Here is a 14,881-nt window from a genome sequence, read left to right as displayed (position 1 = left end):
ATTATGATATGTTACCTACGGTCAATAATAATATAGTTATTGCACTTGACGCTATGGGGGGCGATTTTGCGCCTCTTTCCGTAATTCATGGTGCTGGTTTTTTTTTAGACAACCTTGTTGACCCAGGCATTAAAGTTTTTTTTCATATTTATGGAGATAAGGAAGAAGTATCTCCTTTGCTTTCAAAATACAAAAAAGTAAGTAACAATTCTGAGTTTACTCATTGTTCTGACAATGTTCTTGCAAATGATAAGCCATCTTTTGCACTGAGGCATCGTAAAGACTCAAGTATGAAAGCTGCCATTGAGGCAGTAAAAAAAGGTAAAGCTTTCGGAGTGGTGTCTTCAGGCAACACCGGAGCATTGATGGCAATTTCCAGATTTATTTTAGGAACATTACCAAACATTTATCGTCCTGCTATTGCCTCTATCTGTCCAACTAAGACAAAAAGCTTCGCTTTGCTTGACCTTGGTGCAAATGTTGATTGTAATGCCGACTCATTATTTCAATTTGCGTTAATGGGTAGTATATTTGCAAAAATAGCATTAAAAATTGACAATCCTGAAGTTGCTTTGCTAAATATCGGCACAGAAGAAGTTAAAGGTAATGACTCAGTGCGCGGCGCTTTTGAGTTGCTTAAAAACGCTCCAGGCATTAATTTCAAAGGGTATATAGAGGCAAGTGAATTTTTAGAGGGTAGTATAGATGTGATTGTTGCTGATGGTTTTGTTGGCAATGTAATGCTCAAAACGGCTGAGGCAACCGCTAGTACCTTTATCAATCTAATAAAGCAGGAAGTATTCAATTCGTGGATAGCGAAAATGCTTGTTGGTATATTGTTAAAATCCAAACTAAATAAAGCTTTAACGCGTTTTAATCCCAAAATTAGAAGTGGAGCTATGTTTTTAGGGCTGAATGGTATCATCATTAAAAGTCATGGAAATTCTGATGCTATTTCTTTTGCCCATGCCATAAAATTTGCAGTAAATGCAATTAGTGAAAATTTAAATCAAAAGATAATTAACGGGGTAAGTCATATTGAATAAAAGTTTCATATTAAGCACTGGATCTTACCTACCAAGAAAAATGTTGAGTAACAACGAAATTGCATCGATAGTTGAGACGAGCGATGAATGGATAAGGCAGAGAACAGGAATAGTTCAAAGGCATATAGCAGATGAAGGAGAACTAACGTCAGATCTAGCTGTAAATGCAGCAAAAAGTGCTATAGAAAAAGCTAAAATTTCAGTAGATGAAATTGACTTGATTATAGTTGCTACAACAACTCCTGATAAAACTTTTCCTAGCTGTGCAACGATTGTACAAAGTAAGTTAAAATGTAAAAACGCATTTGCTTTTGATGTACAAGCAGCATGCTCTGGTTTTATATATGCAGTTACAGTTGCTGATTCGCTCATAAAATCTAACAATAGAATTAAATATGCATTGGTTATAGGTGCTGAAATAATGTCTAGGATTGTTGATTGGGAAGATAGGTCAACTTGTGTACTCTTTGGTGATGGTGCTGGTGCAGTGGTGATGAAATCAGAAATGGGTAGAAGCGGCATCATATCAACAAACTTATACTCTGACGGCAATGTGGACATACTATGTACGAACGGAGGGGTATCCTCTACTGGTGATTCTGGAAAAATATGCATGAATGGAAGAGAAGTGTTTAAACATGCAGTGGATAAGTTAACAGCCTCAGTAGAGGAAACTCTGAAATGCAATAATTTGAAAATCACTGATATTGACTGGTTAATTCCCCATCAAGCAAACATTCGTATTATTGAAGCAGTAGTAAAGAAATTAGATTTTCCTATAGAGAAAGTGATTAATACCGTTGATAAGCATGCAAACACCTCATCGGCATCAATTCCACTGGCCTTAGACTATGCAATACAAGAATCAAAAATAAAATCAGGAAATCTGGTACTGCTGATTTCAATAGGTGCAGGCCTGACCTGGGGTTCCGTGTTGCTGCACTATTAGACTTCCTGCATTACCTCCTGTCATCCCAGTAGCCCCTTCGGTGTCATTCCAGTCTGGAATCCAGTTCTTATTGTACATTCACCTGGTGTAAAGTTAAGTTTCCTGGATCCCAGTGTCAGCTACTCGGATGACAAAAAAAGGAGCACTGGAATGACAGCAGTCCTACGTCATACCGCGATTCATTCGCGGTATCTCTAGATCCCGCTAACAAGCAGCGGGATGACGAATTACTTAACCATCATCTACACCGTCATACCGCGATTCATTCGCGGTATCTCTTAACATAGATCCCCTACTATACCTTAACATAGATCCCGCTAACACGTAGCGGGATGACGGTTGTCGTTTAGCCATAAACATTAAGAAATTTACCAAACGAAAAAAAAGGCAAAAGAAGCCCTGGGGTTATTATCCGCTTTAAAATATTGGCGTTTTTTATGTTTTAAACGCTTGACAAGCAAGATTTAGCTGCTTTTAATTGCAACTAACTTACGCTGCAAATGTTTAAGAAATTTACTAAGCAGAAAAAAAGACAAAGAATCCCCGAGTTAGCTAGTCTTTTACTATCTCTGTCGAGTATTGGCATTTTTTGATGTCTTGTAACGCTTTATAAGCGCGTTCAGCTTATTTAGATAAAAATCTAGATGTAGATGAAGTTTTGTAAAGACATACAGTATCTATATACTGCAAAAAATTGAACATAAGACGCCGATACATTAAGTAATCCTTACCTTTTAATCTGCAGATTGGCGAAAGCAAATACAATAGCTTCAGTTTCATGATAAGGGAGCTGGCGAGGTTTGTCAAGGAAGTTTTTCTTTCCCGTGAATTCCCTTCGAAGTCGAGTATTGAAAATTGACTGGAGAATTGTGGATTACTTTGTATATGTCATGACAAGCCATGGCACTCTCAGCAAAACCACTTAATATTAACTTTAGTTTGCCTGAATAAATAGCTATATCTCCGATTGCATATATCCTATCTCTACTGGTTTTAAGTGTAGCTGGGTCGACAACTATGCGGCTATGTTCTAACTGTATACCCCAATTGTTTATTGGACCAAGATTCATTGACAATCCAAAAAATGGCAGCAAAAAATCAGCGGATATTTCTTTTTCTTCCTTAGAGGCAATGTTTTTTACTATCACTGTGCTCAATTGCCCATTACCTCCTGCTAGTTCGTGTAATTGATATGGCACTACCAGTTCTATCTTTCCATCACTTTCAAGTGATTCTAATTTATTTCTAGTTTCAGGAGTGCAGCGAAATTCCTTTCTCCTATGTATCACATAAATTTTCTTCGCAACTTTAGAAAGTTCTACAGTCCAATCAGCCGCAGAATCACCCCCCCCTGCAATGACTATAGTTTTATCCTGAAAATCAGAAATTTTATTTACACTGTAAAATACAGATTTATTTTCATATTCTAATATACCATTCAAGGGCGGACAGTTAGGTTCAAACATTCCGTTACCTGCAGCAACAATAACGGCTTTGCATTTTACCTCTGTACCTGTATTAGTTATGATAATAAAGCTTTGATCGCAGTTATTCGAAATCTTTTCTACTTTTTGACTTAAATGGTAAATAGGCTTAAATGGCGAAGCTTGCTCCATTAGCTGCTCAATTAATTTTTGGGCAGTAATTACAGGATAACCAGGTATATCATATATTGGCTTTTCTGGGTAAAGAGCTGTGCATTGTCCTCCTGCTTGATCCAAAACATCTATTATATGACATTTCATATCAAGCATTCCCGCTTGAAAAGCAGTGAATATTCCAACAGGTCCTGCACCTATTATTACTATATCGGTTTTCATATTCAGATGGTGATCTATTTATAGATATTAGCTTTCTTTGCTAACAAGGTCAATTTACAAAGGGATGTATTTTTAAAAGATGTGGCTAGATTAGACAAGATTTCCAGCGTTATGAACCACATAGTCCAAATAAGCTCTAAAAATCAGCTAGCATAGCGAGATGCTGTGCGGACGGAATGGGATTCGAACCCATGGTACGCTCATCACGTACGTCAGTTTTCAAGACTGGTGCCTTAAACCGCTCGGCCATCCGTCCATTTCTTTTCTATCACAACATTTGATTTTAAGCAATCTATAAAAGCTTTACTTGCCCACGCAAAAGTTGCTAAACACACTACTCAATATTTCCTCAACATCAATAATTCCAATCACCGCACCAAGTTCAAATGCAGCAAGCCTCAAATCTTCAGATATCAACTCAATTGGATTATCGATATTAAAACGTTGTAAATGTTCCAGTGCTTTCTTCATGTGATTCCTATGTCTTTGCCGAGTGATTACAGGGGTGTCTCTATCATGCCCAAATTTTTCCTCTGCCTTCTCTTTTATGAGAGAGATCAATTTGTTTGTACCTATTTCCTTTAGAATAGAAATGGGTAAAAGATCTATGCCATTAATTTTTATATTGTGATTATTGATAACATCGTCAGCTTTGCTCAATACATAAATAGTATCGCTATTTACAACGTTGCAATTGATATTATGACGCTGTTCAAAAGGAAATAGTTCTATTCTTAAATCAGCTTCAAAAGACCTCTTTTTCGCTCGACTTATACCTTCTGATTCTATTGGATCTGAACTCTCACGAATTCCAGCAGTATCAGAGAGAATGATTGGGTATCCGCCAATGTCAATATGAGCTTCAAGTATATCTCTTGTTGTGCCTGCATATTCAGAAACAATAGCAATATCACGCTTGGCTAAGAAATTAAACAGAGTTGATTTACCGACATTTGGTTTACCAGTTATTACAATATGTAAACCCTCACGCAACCTTTCGCCCCGTCTATTATCATTTAAATGCTCTTGTATCAATCGCACGAGAGATTGCACTTCATTATTAATTTTTTCCAACTCACTTTTTTCTGCCCAAATGTCCTCTGGAAAGTCTATATGTGCTTCGATTTTGGATTGTATCGTTATCAATCTTTGCCTCCAATTGCTGTATAGTCTCTCCAATTCTCCTGATATCTGCTTAATCGCTTGTTTAGCTTGCATTTTCGTCTCAGCGTCAATTAAGTCTGCAATTCCTTCTATTTGAGTTAAGTCAAATTTACCATTTAGAAAAGCCCTAAGTGAGAATTCTCCAGGCCTGGCCATAACGAAAATTTTTGATAATTCCTCCAAGATGATTTTTATGACTGCCTTACTTCCATGCACTTGTAACTCTATAACATTCTCGCCAGTGAAACTGTTTGGAGCAGGGAAATAGATGATTATTCCATTATCTATCAATTGATTGAAATCATCATATAGATCAACTAAAGTAGCAAATCTTGGTTTAATTTCTTTCTTAATATGAAAATGATTTAAAGCTTTAAGCGCGTAATTGCCTGAAATTCTGATTACTGCAACTCCTGACTTACCAAATACGGTCGACAAAGCGAAAATAGTTTCATTTGTGTTTGTCATTATTTATATAAACTACTTAGCAATATTACACTTAAGAAACCAAAATACCTAATTTGAAAATATTCAAAATTTTTATCTATCTTGCTAGTTTATATTAATGCAGTACTATCATACTAGTGAATGTATTATATAGAAAAGCTGTAAAAGTCACCCAGGTGAAAATATTTATTTTGAAAACTGATAATATGATTTATAATGACTGACACAAGTTTTAAATATTTTATGCTCAAGAAATTAGCTTGGTATTGGTCTTTTGCAGAGTTAATCAAAGGGTTTGCTATTACATTGAAATATATGTTCAAACCAAAGGTTACGTTAAGATATCCTATGGAGAAGGGCCCTTTAAGTCCAAGGTTTCGTGGTGAGCATGCGTTGCGTAGGTATCCAAACGGTGAAGAACGGTGCATAGCTTGTAAATTATGCGAAGTTATCTGCCCTGCTCAAGCAATAGTTATTGAAGCAGAGGAAAGAGAAGACGGTAGTCGTCGCACCACACGCTATGATATTGACATGACAAAATGCATATACTGCGGGCTTTGCCAAGAGGCATGTCCAGTTGATGCAATTGTGGAGGGTCCTAACTTTGAATTTGCTACTGAAACGAGAGAGGAGCTAATGTACAATAAAGAAAAGTTATTGCGTAATGGTGAAATTTGGGAAGACGCAATTGCACTCAGGTTAAAAAAGAATAGACCTTATTATTAATGTTCAGAGCTTATAACCCTGTTATCCATTATGATTTAGGGGCAGTGCCCACTAGGGGTGGTGTCATCCAAGTAGCTGATACACAACTGTACGAACATTTGTTTGCGAGGGCAGTATGTTAAATGTTATGGCCTGTTTTGCCTCAAACACAAAGGTGTCATCCCAGTGCTTGACACTGGGATCCAGGTATAAAAATATTTGCAAATTGTGCAATGGACAACAGATTTTAGGAGCATACATTAAACTAATTTCCATTATAAAAATAAGATGGATCCCAGTGTCACGCACTGGGATGACAAAGAGAGGGTTAGACAAAAGGGTCGATAAATGATTAGGATTACTTTCTCAACCGAACAAAAAGTAAAAGAATACAGTGGTAAAGTCACTGGCTTTGATATACTACAGCCGAATGTTTTAAAGGAAGCAGTTGCATTGAAAGTAAATGGTGAGTTATATGATCTCTCACGTGAAATTGAATCTGATACAGAGATAGAGGTAATACAACTGAGTGACGAAGCGGGTTTAGATATAATAAGGCATGATGCTGCTCATATAATGGCGCAGGCAGTGAAAGAGCTATTTCCTAATACTCAGATTACTATCGGTCCAACAATTCAGGACGGTTTTTACTATGATTTTGCTACAGATCGTACCTTCACTACGGACGATCTTACCGCAATAGAAAAGAAAATGAAAGAGATTGTAAAAAGTAACCACAGATTTGTTCGAGAAGTTTGGACTCGCAAGCAGGCAATTGATTTCTTTAGTGGTATAGGCGAAAAATATAAGGTTGATATTATCTCATCCATACCAGAGGGTGAAAACCTAACTGTTTATAGGCAAGGTGATTTTATTGACCTATGTCGTGGTCCGCACTCACCATCAACCGGCAGAGTTAAAGCGTTTAAACTTATGAAAGTAGCGGGTGCATACTGGCGAGGTGATGCAAAGGGCCCAATGTTGCAGCGAATATATGGCACAGCATGGAGAAATAAGGATGAATTAAACGCTTATCTTGAGTGTCTCAAAGAAGCAGAGAAACGTGATCACCGCAAAATTGCCAAGGATATGGATTTATTTCACATCCAAGAGGAAGCTGTTGGGCAGGTTTTTTGGCATGAACAAGGATATATTCTATATAATGTTCTTGAGTCTTACATCAGAAAGAAGCTAATAAATAATGGCTATTTTGAGGTAAAAACTCCTATTTTAGTAAGCAAAGAGCTGTGGGAAAAATCTGGACATTGGGATAAGTTTCGTGAAAATATGTTTATTGTTGATGAATCTGAAAGCAAAAAGCTAGCAATAAAACCCATGAATTGTCCTTGTCATGTGCAGATTTTTAATTCTCACACCAGAAGCTATCGTGATTTACCAATACGTATGGCAGAGTTTGGCACATGCCATAGAAATGAAAGCTCAGGCTCATTGCACGGACTGATGCGAGTGCGTGGTTTTACGCAAGACGATGCACACATTTTTTGTATGGAAGAACAAGTGAATTCTGAGACTATAAAGTTTTGTGACCTTTTAAAAGAAGTATATTCAGAGCTTGGGTTCAATGAAATTTCTGTGAAATTTTCAGACCGTCCAGGTATTAGAGCAGGTAATGATGAAGTATGGGATAGAGCTGAAAAAGCGCTGCTTGAAGCCGTTAAAGAAGCGGGCTTGAGTTATAAACTTAATCCTGGTGAAGGTGCATTTTATGGTCCAAAGCTAGAGTTTGTTTTAAAAGATGCAATAGGCAGAAGCTGGCAATGTGGAACATTGCAAGTTGATTTCATTTTACCAGAACGTCTGGGAGCTTTTTATATAGGGGCAGATGGACACAAGCATCACCCTGTTATGCTACATAGGGCAATTCTTGGGACTTTTGAGCGTTTTATTGGAATTTTGATAGAAAATTATGCAGGAAAATTTCCAGTTTGGCTTGCTCCAACGCAACTTGCTATTCTGACCATTACAAATGAGGCTGACGGTTACGCCACAGAAATCAGCAATGTATTAAAAGAACAAGGTGTGAGAGTCAAGACTGATTTGACCAATGAAAAAATTAGTTATAAGATACGTTTGCATAGTCTAAACAAGGTTCCTATATTGTGGATTGTAGGCAAAAATGAAGTTACAAGTAAAACTGTGTCAGTGAGAAATTTAGGATCGGAAAGACAGGAGTCTTTTTCTTTGGAAAAGGCTAATGAATCGCTGTTAAAAAGTATTAATTTGAATTAAGGGAGTTAAAGTTTGCAAGTTAAAAAGAACAATAAAAACAGAATTAATGGATTCATCACAGCTAAGGAGGTACGCTTAGTTGATCACAGTGGTGAAATGGTAGGAATCGTGCTAATAGAACGAGCTTTGGAACTTGCACAGGGTGTTGGTTTAGACTTGGTAGAAATTGCACCTGATTCAACTCCTCCAGTATGTAAAATACTGGATTATAGCAAACAAAAGTATGATATAAAAAAGAAAGCAAGTGAAGCAAAAAAGAAACAAAAAACATTAACTATAAAAGAAATTAAACTGGGTCCCAATATTGGTGATCACGATTACGGAACAAAATTGCGTCAAGCAAGAGACTTACTTGCCCACGGACATAAAATCAAAGTTACAATGAGATTTAAGGGCAGAGAGCTTATAAACACTGAAGTTGGATTGGAAAAATTAGAACGGCTAATTAGAGACACTGAAGATATCGCAAAGGTAGAATTAGCACCTAAAAGGGAAGGGAATCAATATTTTTTAGCTCTGGTTGCTAAGTAGCAAGACGGCTTAAGAAGTATAAGTAGAGTTAAACTATCGCTCTCTCTTTGATAACATGGCGAAAATGTCTTATTAATCCTTGAATCGGCCAAGCTGCAGCATCGCCAAGCGCGCAAATTGTATGTCCTTCTATTTGAGTTGTAAGGTCAAGCAGCTTATCTATTTCATCAGGTTTAATATCTCCTGCCACCATCCTCTTCATAATCCTCCACATCCATCCAGTACCTTCACGGCATGGTGTGCATTGCCCACAGGACTCATGCATATAAAAGTGTGATAACCTCTCTATTGCAGCTATTATATCAGTTGATTTATCCATCACTATTACAGCAGCAGTACCAAGCCCTGATTGTGCAGTTCTTAATGAATCAAAATCCATTTCAATAGTATCGCATATAGATTTTGGAATTAATGGCACTGAAGACCCACCAGGTATTACAGCAAGTAAATTATCCCAACCCCCTCGCACTCCACCTGCGTATTTTTCAATCAATTCACGTAATGGAATTCCGAGCTCTTCTTCAACATTACACGGGTTGTTTACGTGCCCTGAAATACAAAAGACCTTGGTACCAGTATTATTTGGTTTACCAAGAGATGCAAACCATTCTCCTCCGCGATTCAGAATATCTGGAACCATGGCTATAGTTTCAACGTTGTTTATTGTAGTTGGGCAGCCAAAAAGTCCAACACCTGCAGGAAATGGAGGTTTCATGCGAGGAAAGCCCTTTTTTCCTTCAATTGATTCAAGTTGAGCTGTTTCTTCTCCACATATGTAAGCTCCTGCACCCCTATGGATAAACACATCAAGATCATAGCCTGATTTGCAGGCATTTTTTCCAATTAAACCTTCTTTATAGGCTTCCTCAAGTGCCTTTTTTAGAACTAAATATTCATTATAAAATTCACCCCTGATATAAATATATGCAACTGATGCGCTGATCGCTCTGCCGGCCAGGAGAATTCCCTCAAGTAACTTATGTGGCTCATATCGCAATATATCTCTATCTTTACATGTACCAGGTTCTGACTCATCTGCATTGACTACTAAATATGTTGGTTGTTTTTTTGGAAGATTTTTGGGCATAAAGCTCCACTTAAGGCCGGTAGAAAATCCTGCACCTCCTCGACCTCTCAAACCAGATTTCTTTACTTCATCAATGATTTTTTCTGATCCTAAATCTAGTAACTCCTTTGTTTTTTGCCAGCTACCACGTTTTTTTGCACCCTCAAGTAGTGGAGTTTCTTTACCATTTAGGTTGGTGAATATTTTGTCTTGTTCTTTTAGCATGTTTTTCAAAATTTGTGAGTGATCCCGACGCGATTCGAACGCGTGACCCACTGATTAAAAGTCAGTTGCTCTACCGGCTGAGCTACGGGATCATTTCATTTTTCAGCTATACTAAACATCAATACAGTTTTTATCCATTTTAATCAAACTAAAATTTTCATGTGTGGTTAAATAAATTATATAATATACTGCGTTAGTGATAATTTAGTTAAAAAATTTTTAAAGGAAAACTTCTTGTTAATTTTCAATTCACAGATTCATTTGGCAAAGCTTATAGTGTGATGTAAAAATCTGAGAAGACAAAAAGATAGAGAATTGTACATAACTGCAGAATTTGTGCACTATTTAGCAATAGCCTAACAGATAAATATTTCTTGCATTTCAGCCTGAGTGATTTATGCTTTAAGCAAGAATTACCTGGGGGTATAGCTCAGCTGGTAGAGCATCTGTTTTGCACGCAGAAGGTCAGCGGTTCGATCCCGCTTGCCTCCACCAGTCTATATTAGCTCTAGCCGCCACAAAACCTGTCAAAGCAGCTTATTTTAATCTATGAGGATTTTATACTACTTCCCTGAAAATCCCTATTTCTTTTCGTAACTTTTCTCTACACAAGTAATGTTGGTTATTACAATTGTAATATATACCAACTTAACAGTAAATTAATCAATAAATGTTAGAATACTAACAATTAATTTATTGGTAACGCCTATGAGTGGAAAAAAGCATGTTTTTAAGATGGTACCTGGAAAAGAGGTGTTTAGAAAAACCCCGACTAAATTGATAAAGTGGCCTGAAGGTTATGATCCTACAATGTCTATTAAAAAAGTTGAGCTTGTATCGCTGGATGATAAAAACGATGTAGCACTAGGCTTATTACCTATAAAACTTTGCGGCAGTTCTTGCCTAGACAGTTACATATGTCTGGAGGAAGAAAATGAAGGAAATCTGGTAGCCAAAGATTATAAAAGTGATTCTAACTTAGATTATGTAAAAAGTAACCATACATTTGTATATTACGGTAATGAGTTGGCTAAGTTATCATATACAAGAGAACTTGTGCAGCCTTTCAAAACTATGTGTAGCAGTTCTATTAAATCAAAAAAATTGGAATACAAATATGTAACATGGGAAGATTCAGATACTGGCAACAATAAATATTATTTTTCAGACGAGGCAGGAAATATAATCGATTCACCTGACAATGAGGTATTACAAGACATTATGTTATACTACGGTGAGAGACATATAAGAGATGTGCTACTGTTGCTATCAAGCACGTTTACCAAAGTTTTTATTCAGGGCCTAACAGACGACCAACTAAAAACTCTTACCAATACTCTTAGTAACGAGCAACTGCAAAAAATAATTCCTGAACTGAGCTCAAGCCAACTACAGACCTTAGCAAAGAACTTAACAGATGAACAACTCCAAGCTTTAGTGGATCATCTAACCAATCACCAATTACAAACTCTTGCTCAGGAACTAAATCCAGAAAAGTTACAAATAATTGTTCCTATTTTAAATGATGCTCAGCTTGAAGCTCTAGTTAGAGACTTAAATCCAGAGCAAGTAAAAGAAATTTTACCTCACTTAAAAATGGATCAGTTCAAAGCACTTATTAAAACTTTAAATGACGAACAATTTACAGTGCTTGCAAAAGACTTGGCTGAGCACCACTTGACAATACTTTCTAAAGAATTAGAAGGTGACCAGTTGAAAGCTTTAGTAAATAGTCTGCAAGAAGACCAACTGAAAGACTTAGTTAATAAGCTTGATCATGATAAACTTGGCATAATTGCTCAGGATTTAACTGATTCTAATAGGATCCAGATTATCATTAAGTCTTTAGCTAACAGCCCAGAAAAACTTCAAGCTTTTGCTCGCAATATGTCTAATGAGCAGTTTAAGGAACTTTTGGATAACGTGGGTGCAGAAGAGCTTAAAGATATCATTCACAAACTGCCTTATGAGAAAGTGACAGCTGTGATTGGTGATCTCGGCAGTAAGGATCAGTCTAAAGCTATTATTGATGCATTAAAAGAGAAACTTGAAGAGCAAAATGGAAAGATAGGAGAGCTTATGGATAAGATTGACCAGATGCTTCCTGAGCAAAGTGAAGCAAATTGGGATAATGCACATCTATCACCTTACGTCTTTCAAGATACTAATACTGAATTTACAGTAATAGATGTTTAGTGCGAACTTGGATACTTATAAATTAATGTTTATAAGTTAAAAGAAAAAACAGTTTGCATGTGAAACTAAAAAATAATTTAAACTTTAATAATTTATGGAGGTAATTTATATGAGCAAGAACTCGCAAAACCTTGTACAAAATGAGGATAATTTTACTACTGGTAATAAAGAAAAACTTATAAGCGCTCTTGATCTTATTATACTTAAGACAGGTACTGATAAGGATATACAAGACCTTGGCAAAACAGCAAGTGGTCATACTGTTAAAAAAGCAGTTGATGCATTAGTTAATAATATAAATGAACAACTTATTAGTGGGTTGAATATTATGTTAGGAGAAGAGCAAGCTAAAGTTAAAAGTTTGGAAGATATTATAGGCAACGATGATGCAGGATTAAAAAAAGATCTAAGTGAGTTAGCAGGTAAGGTAAATAGTATGTTACCTGAGGAGGCACCAACCCATCCTGATATATTGTAGTAGTTAGGAAAGTAACAGCCTGATACAGGCTGTTACTCTTTCCACATACCATTTCAGTGTAGCTGAGTTGATTTTAAAAGTATAATTTTTTATAGGAGTTAATATGAGTAATTACAGTGTAAAAGAAAGCGAAAAAGACTATGAATCAATAGGAAGAATAGTCGAAGACGAATATAGAATAATAGATGACATAGAAGTCAAAATTAAGCCTAAATCTTTTGAGAGCAATAAAGAAAAGAATGCGTCGGTTGGTTATGTTCACAAAGTTCTAGACAAACTAATCACAGAATTAAACGACACATTTGTTTCTGACTTGGATTACCAATTGAGGCTTAATGCAAACTATGTTCAGAATAAATTGAGTAAGGATTTATATGATTTGGACAAGGTAGTTATCGATACTAGTAAGAATTATGAAATTTTGAAAAAAACTTTAATAATCTAAGAGAAGAAGTTGAAAAATTAAAAATAGGAACGGTTAGTGATGACAACATAGATGAATGGGAAGCACCAACTCACCATGATATATTATAGTAGTTAAGAGAGTCACAGCTTGCTAGCAGGCTGTGACTCTCTCTACATACCGTTTCAATACAGCCAGGTTAAGGAATCTATTTTAAAACTTTCGGCATATAGTTCTCATCATGTTTTGCAAACACCGTATCTGCAAGAAAGGTATTATTATCAAACATTTTACCTTGCACAACAACACCACTTTTTTCTGAAAACATTGGTGGAAGTATTCCCTGGTATTTTACCACAACGCTTTTGTTAAAATCTGTCATTTGAAAAACTACTTCACTTTCGCTCCGTATCACACTATCTTCAACAACCATTCCACCAATATGGATTGGCTTTTGACTATTTGGTAAAACTATTGCCTCACTTACTGTATAGAAAAATGAGATATTTTCTTTGAGCGTTGTTAAAATAAAAAAGACTATGCAGCTTAAAAAGCAGAAAATTCCTGAAGTTATAAGTAATCGCTTATGTTTCTTCTTCATTATTATCTTTCAGGCTTTCTAGAATTTTTTTACTTTTAATATAGCAAGAAATGGTAAAAATCAGTTCTCCGGTAATCAACGTAAAACTAATAAGGTAAGCAAAAATTACATATGTATTCATAATGCACTGCCAATAAATAACTCACCTGCATCAAAATAAATTAAGCTTCCATCCTTTTGCTGCAACACCAATTTACCACTTTTATCTATATCAGCAAAAATTCCTTCATACAATTTGTCAGCTAACTTTACACTGATTTGTTCATGCATTTTGAATGCTTTTTTTAACCACATTTCTCTTATAGCATAAAACCCATCAAATAGCCATTGCTTTCTTAGCTTATTAAAATTTATTATTAATTTTTTTAGTAGATCTATGTTAGACACAGACTCACCGTAATTGCTAATGCACGTTGTTCCTGGAAGTGGTGCATGATTGACATTAATTCCAATTCCTATAATGAGCCAATTCGAATTGGATCTTTTTTCAAGCAATATTCCACTTATTTTCTTGCCATCGATTAGAATGTCATTTGGCCATTTATACTGGAGATTTAGACCATTTATAAATGACAGTATAGTATTTCCAACAGCAAGAGCAGTAACAAAAGTCAATTCTGTTAATTTGCTGACATCCGCAATTTTATTCACCAAACCCCTCTCTGTCATCCCAATGCCCTCTGATGTCATCCCAGTGCTTGACACTGGGATCCATTCTTCTTTTTTTCTAGATTCCAGCGTCACGCGCTGGAATGACACCGAAAGCTGGCTTTCATTAAGATAATCGTTAAAGAGGTTTATTACCAAACTCGCATAAAAATTACCCTCTGGAGAAATCCAGTTTTTTCCAGTGCGCCCTCTACCCTCTGTTTGTTTATCGGCAATAATAACGGTTTCATTTGATATTCCTCTCCCAATTAAATCCAACGCTTCTTTATTAGTGCTTGAAACTTCTTTGTAATGATGAATATGAAAACCCTCAGGGATCACCTTGTCAGTC

The 14,881-nt window shown here is 36.2% G+C and carries 15 protein-coding genes and 3 tRNA genes; 10 read left to right on the top strand and 8 right to left on the bottom strand.

Features of this window, described 5'->3' with window-relative positions; genetic code table 11:
- Window positions 1-8 precede the first annotated feature (8 nt).
- Together plsX and HUB95_RS00365 are read left to right on the top strand one after the other, a co-directional pair.
- On the top strand, window positions 9-1,046 hold the full coding sequence (plsX, locus tag HUB95_RS00370) for a phosphate acyltransferase PlsX (RefSeq protein WP_015589311.1): 1,038 nt from the start codon (window positions 9-11) through the stop codon (window positions 1,044-1,046).
- Window positions 1,039-1,995, top strand: coding sequence for a beta-ketoacyl-ACP synthase III (locus tag HUB95_RS00365; protein ID WP_209452426.1), 957 nt, complete (start codon window positions 1,039-1,041; stop codon window positions 1,993-1,995). Before plsX ends, HUB95_RS00365 begins: the two co-directional genes overlap by 8 nt.
- A gap of 803 nt (window positions 1,996-2,798) precedes the next feature.
- Here HUB95_RS00365 and HUB95_RS00360 read toward each other — a convergent pair.
- The 3 genes from HUB95_RS00360 to mnmE form a co-directional block, all read right to left on the bottom strand.
- Window positions 2,799-3,815 carry an NAD(P)/FAD-dependent oxidoreductase gene (locus tag HUB95_RS00360; RefSeq protein WP_209452425.1) on the bottom strand — a complete coding sequence of 339 codons (1,017 nt, stop codon included), beginning with the start codon at window positions 3,813-3,815 and terminating at the stop codon, window positions 2,799-2,801.
- A 168-nt stretch (window positions 3,816-3,983) separates the two neighbouring features.
- A tRNA-Ser gene (locus tag HUB95_RS00355) sits at window positions 3,984-4,071 on the bottom strand.
- Window positions 4,072-4,118: 47 nt separating this feature from the next.
- Window positions 4,119-5,447, bottom strand: a complete 1,329-nt coding sequence (gene mnmE, locus HUB95_RS00350) for a tRNA uridine-5-carboxymethylaminomethyl(34) synthesis GTPase MnmE (RefSeq protein ID WP_209452424.1) — start codon at window positions 5,445-5,447, stop codon at window positions 4,119-4,121.
- Between the two features lie 222 nt (window positions 5,448-5,669).
- Between mnmE and nuoI the strand changes: the two genes are divergently transcribed.
- From nuoI to infC, 4 genes are all read left to right on the top strand, one after another.
- Window positions 5,670-6,152, top strand: coding sequence for an NADH-quinone oxidoreductase subunit NuoI (nuoI, locus tag HUB95_RS00345; protein ID WP_041573606.1), 483 nt, complete (start codon window positions 5,670-5,672; stop codon window positions 6,150-6,152).
- Between the two features lie 115 nt (window positions 6,153-6,267).
- Complete coding sequence (locus tag HUB95_RS00340; protein ID WP_209452545.1) at window positions 6,268-6,483, top strand: hypothetical protein; 216 nt, start codon at window positions 6,268-6,270, stop codon at window positions 6,481-6,483.
- Entirely contained in the window at window positions 6,480-8,381 is a 1,902-nt protein-coding gene (thrS, locus tag HUB95_RS00335; RefSeq protein ID WP_141456657.1) for a threonine--tRNA ligase, read from the top strand. The genes HUB95_RS00340 and thrS overlap by 4 nt, the downstream gene beginning before the upstream one ends.
- 12 nt (window positions 8,382-8,393) lie before the next feature.
- Window positions 8,394-8,912 carry a translation initiation factor IF-3 gene (gene infC, locus HUB95_RS00330; protein ID WP_015589305.1) on the top strand — a complete coding sequence of 173 codons (519 nt, stop codon included), beginning with the start codon at window positions 8,394-8,396 and terminating at the stop codon, window positions 8,910-8,912.
- Between the two features lie 28 nt (window positions 8,913-8,940).
- Here the strand turns inward: infC and nuoF are convergent, their stop codons facing one another.
- Both nuoF and HUB95_RS00320 read right to left on the bottom strand, forming a co-directional pair.
- Entirely contained in the window at window positions 8,941-10,203 is a 1,263-nt protein-coding gene (gene nuoF, locus HUB95_RS00325; protein ID WP_015589304.1) for an NADH-quinone oxidoreductase subunit NuoF, read from the bottom strand.
- Window positions 10,204-10,222: 19 nt separating this feature from the next.
- A tRNA-Lys gene (locus tag HUB95_RS00320) sits at window positions 10,223-10,295 on the bottom strand.
- A gap of 327 nt (window positions 10,296-10,622) precedes the next feature.
- Between HUB95_RS00320 and HUB95_RS00315 the strand changes: the two genes are divergently transcribed.
- The 4 genes from HUB95_RS00315 to HUB95_RS00300 all read left to right on the top strand — a co-directional run bounded on the left by HUB95_RS00315 (window position 10,623) and on the right by HUB95_RS00300 (window position 13,322).
- Window positions 10,623-10,698 (top strand) — tRNA-Ala (locus tag HUB95_RS00315).
- A gap of 213 nt (window positions 10,699-10,911) precedes the next feature.
- Window positions 10,912-12,399, top strand: coding sequence for a magnesium transporter MgtE N-terminal domain-containing protein (locus HUB95_RS00310; protein WP_209452423.1), 1,488 nt, complete (start codon window positions 10,912-10,914; stop codon window positions 12,397-12,399).
- A 109-nt stretch (window positions 12,400-12,508) separates the two neighbouring features.
- Window positions 12,509-12,877, top strand: a complete 369-nt coding sequence (locus HUB95_RS00305; protein WP_015589302.1) for a hypothetical protein — start codon at window positions 12,509-12,511, stop codon at window positions 12,875-12,877.
- Window positions 12,878-12,980: 103 nt separating this feature from the next.
- Entirely contained in the window at window positions 12,981-13,322 is a 342-nt protein-coding gene (locus tag HUB95_RS00300; RefSeq protein WP_209452422.1) for a hypothetical protein, read from the top strand.
- A 166-nt stretch (window positions 13,323-13,488) separates the two neighbouring features.
- Here HUB95_RS00300 and ccmE read toward each other — a convergent pair whose 3' ends face one another.
- Genes ccmE through HUB95_RS00285 form a run of 3 tightly spaced genes read right to left on the bottom strand, consistent with a single transcriptional unit; the run spans window position 13,489 to window position 14,871 of the window.
- A complete protein-coding gene (ccmE, locus tag HUB95_RS00295) occupies window positions 13,489-13,881 on the bottom strand; it encodes a cytochrome c maturation protein CcmE (protein ID WP_141456659.1) in 393 nt (130 codons plus the stop codon).
- Entirely contained in the window at window positions 13,865-14,002 is a 138-nt protein-coding gene (locus tag HUB95_RS00290; RefSeq protein WP_167482792.1) for a CcmD-like small membrane protein, read from the bottom strand. Before HUB95_RS00290 ends, ccmE begins: the two co-directional genes overlap by 17 nt.
- Window positions 13,999-14,871, bottom strand: a complete 873-nt coding sequence (locus tag HUB95_RS00285) for a biotin--[acetyl-CoA-carboxylase] ligase (RefSeq protein ID WP_141456660.1) — start codon at window positions 14,869-14,871, stop codon at window positions 13,999-14,001. The genes HUB95_RS00290 and HUB95_RS00285 overlap by 4 nt, the downstream gene beginning before the upstream one ends.
- Window positions 14,872-14,881 lie beyond the last annotated feature (10 nt).

The sequence above is a fragment of the Wolbachia endosymbiont of Ceratosolen solmsi genome (assembly GCF_017869155.1).
Taxonomy (GTDB): domain Bacteria; phylum Pseudomonadota; class Alphaproteobacteria; order Rickettsiales; family Anaplasmataceae; genus Wolbachia; species Wolbachia pipientis.
Note: the sequence above shows the minus strand (reverse complement) of the source record. Positions and strands in the feature narration are given on the sequence as shown.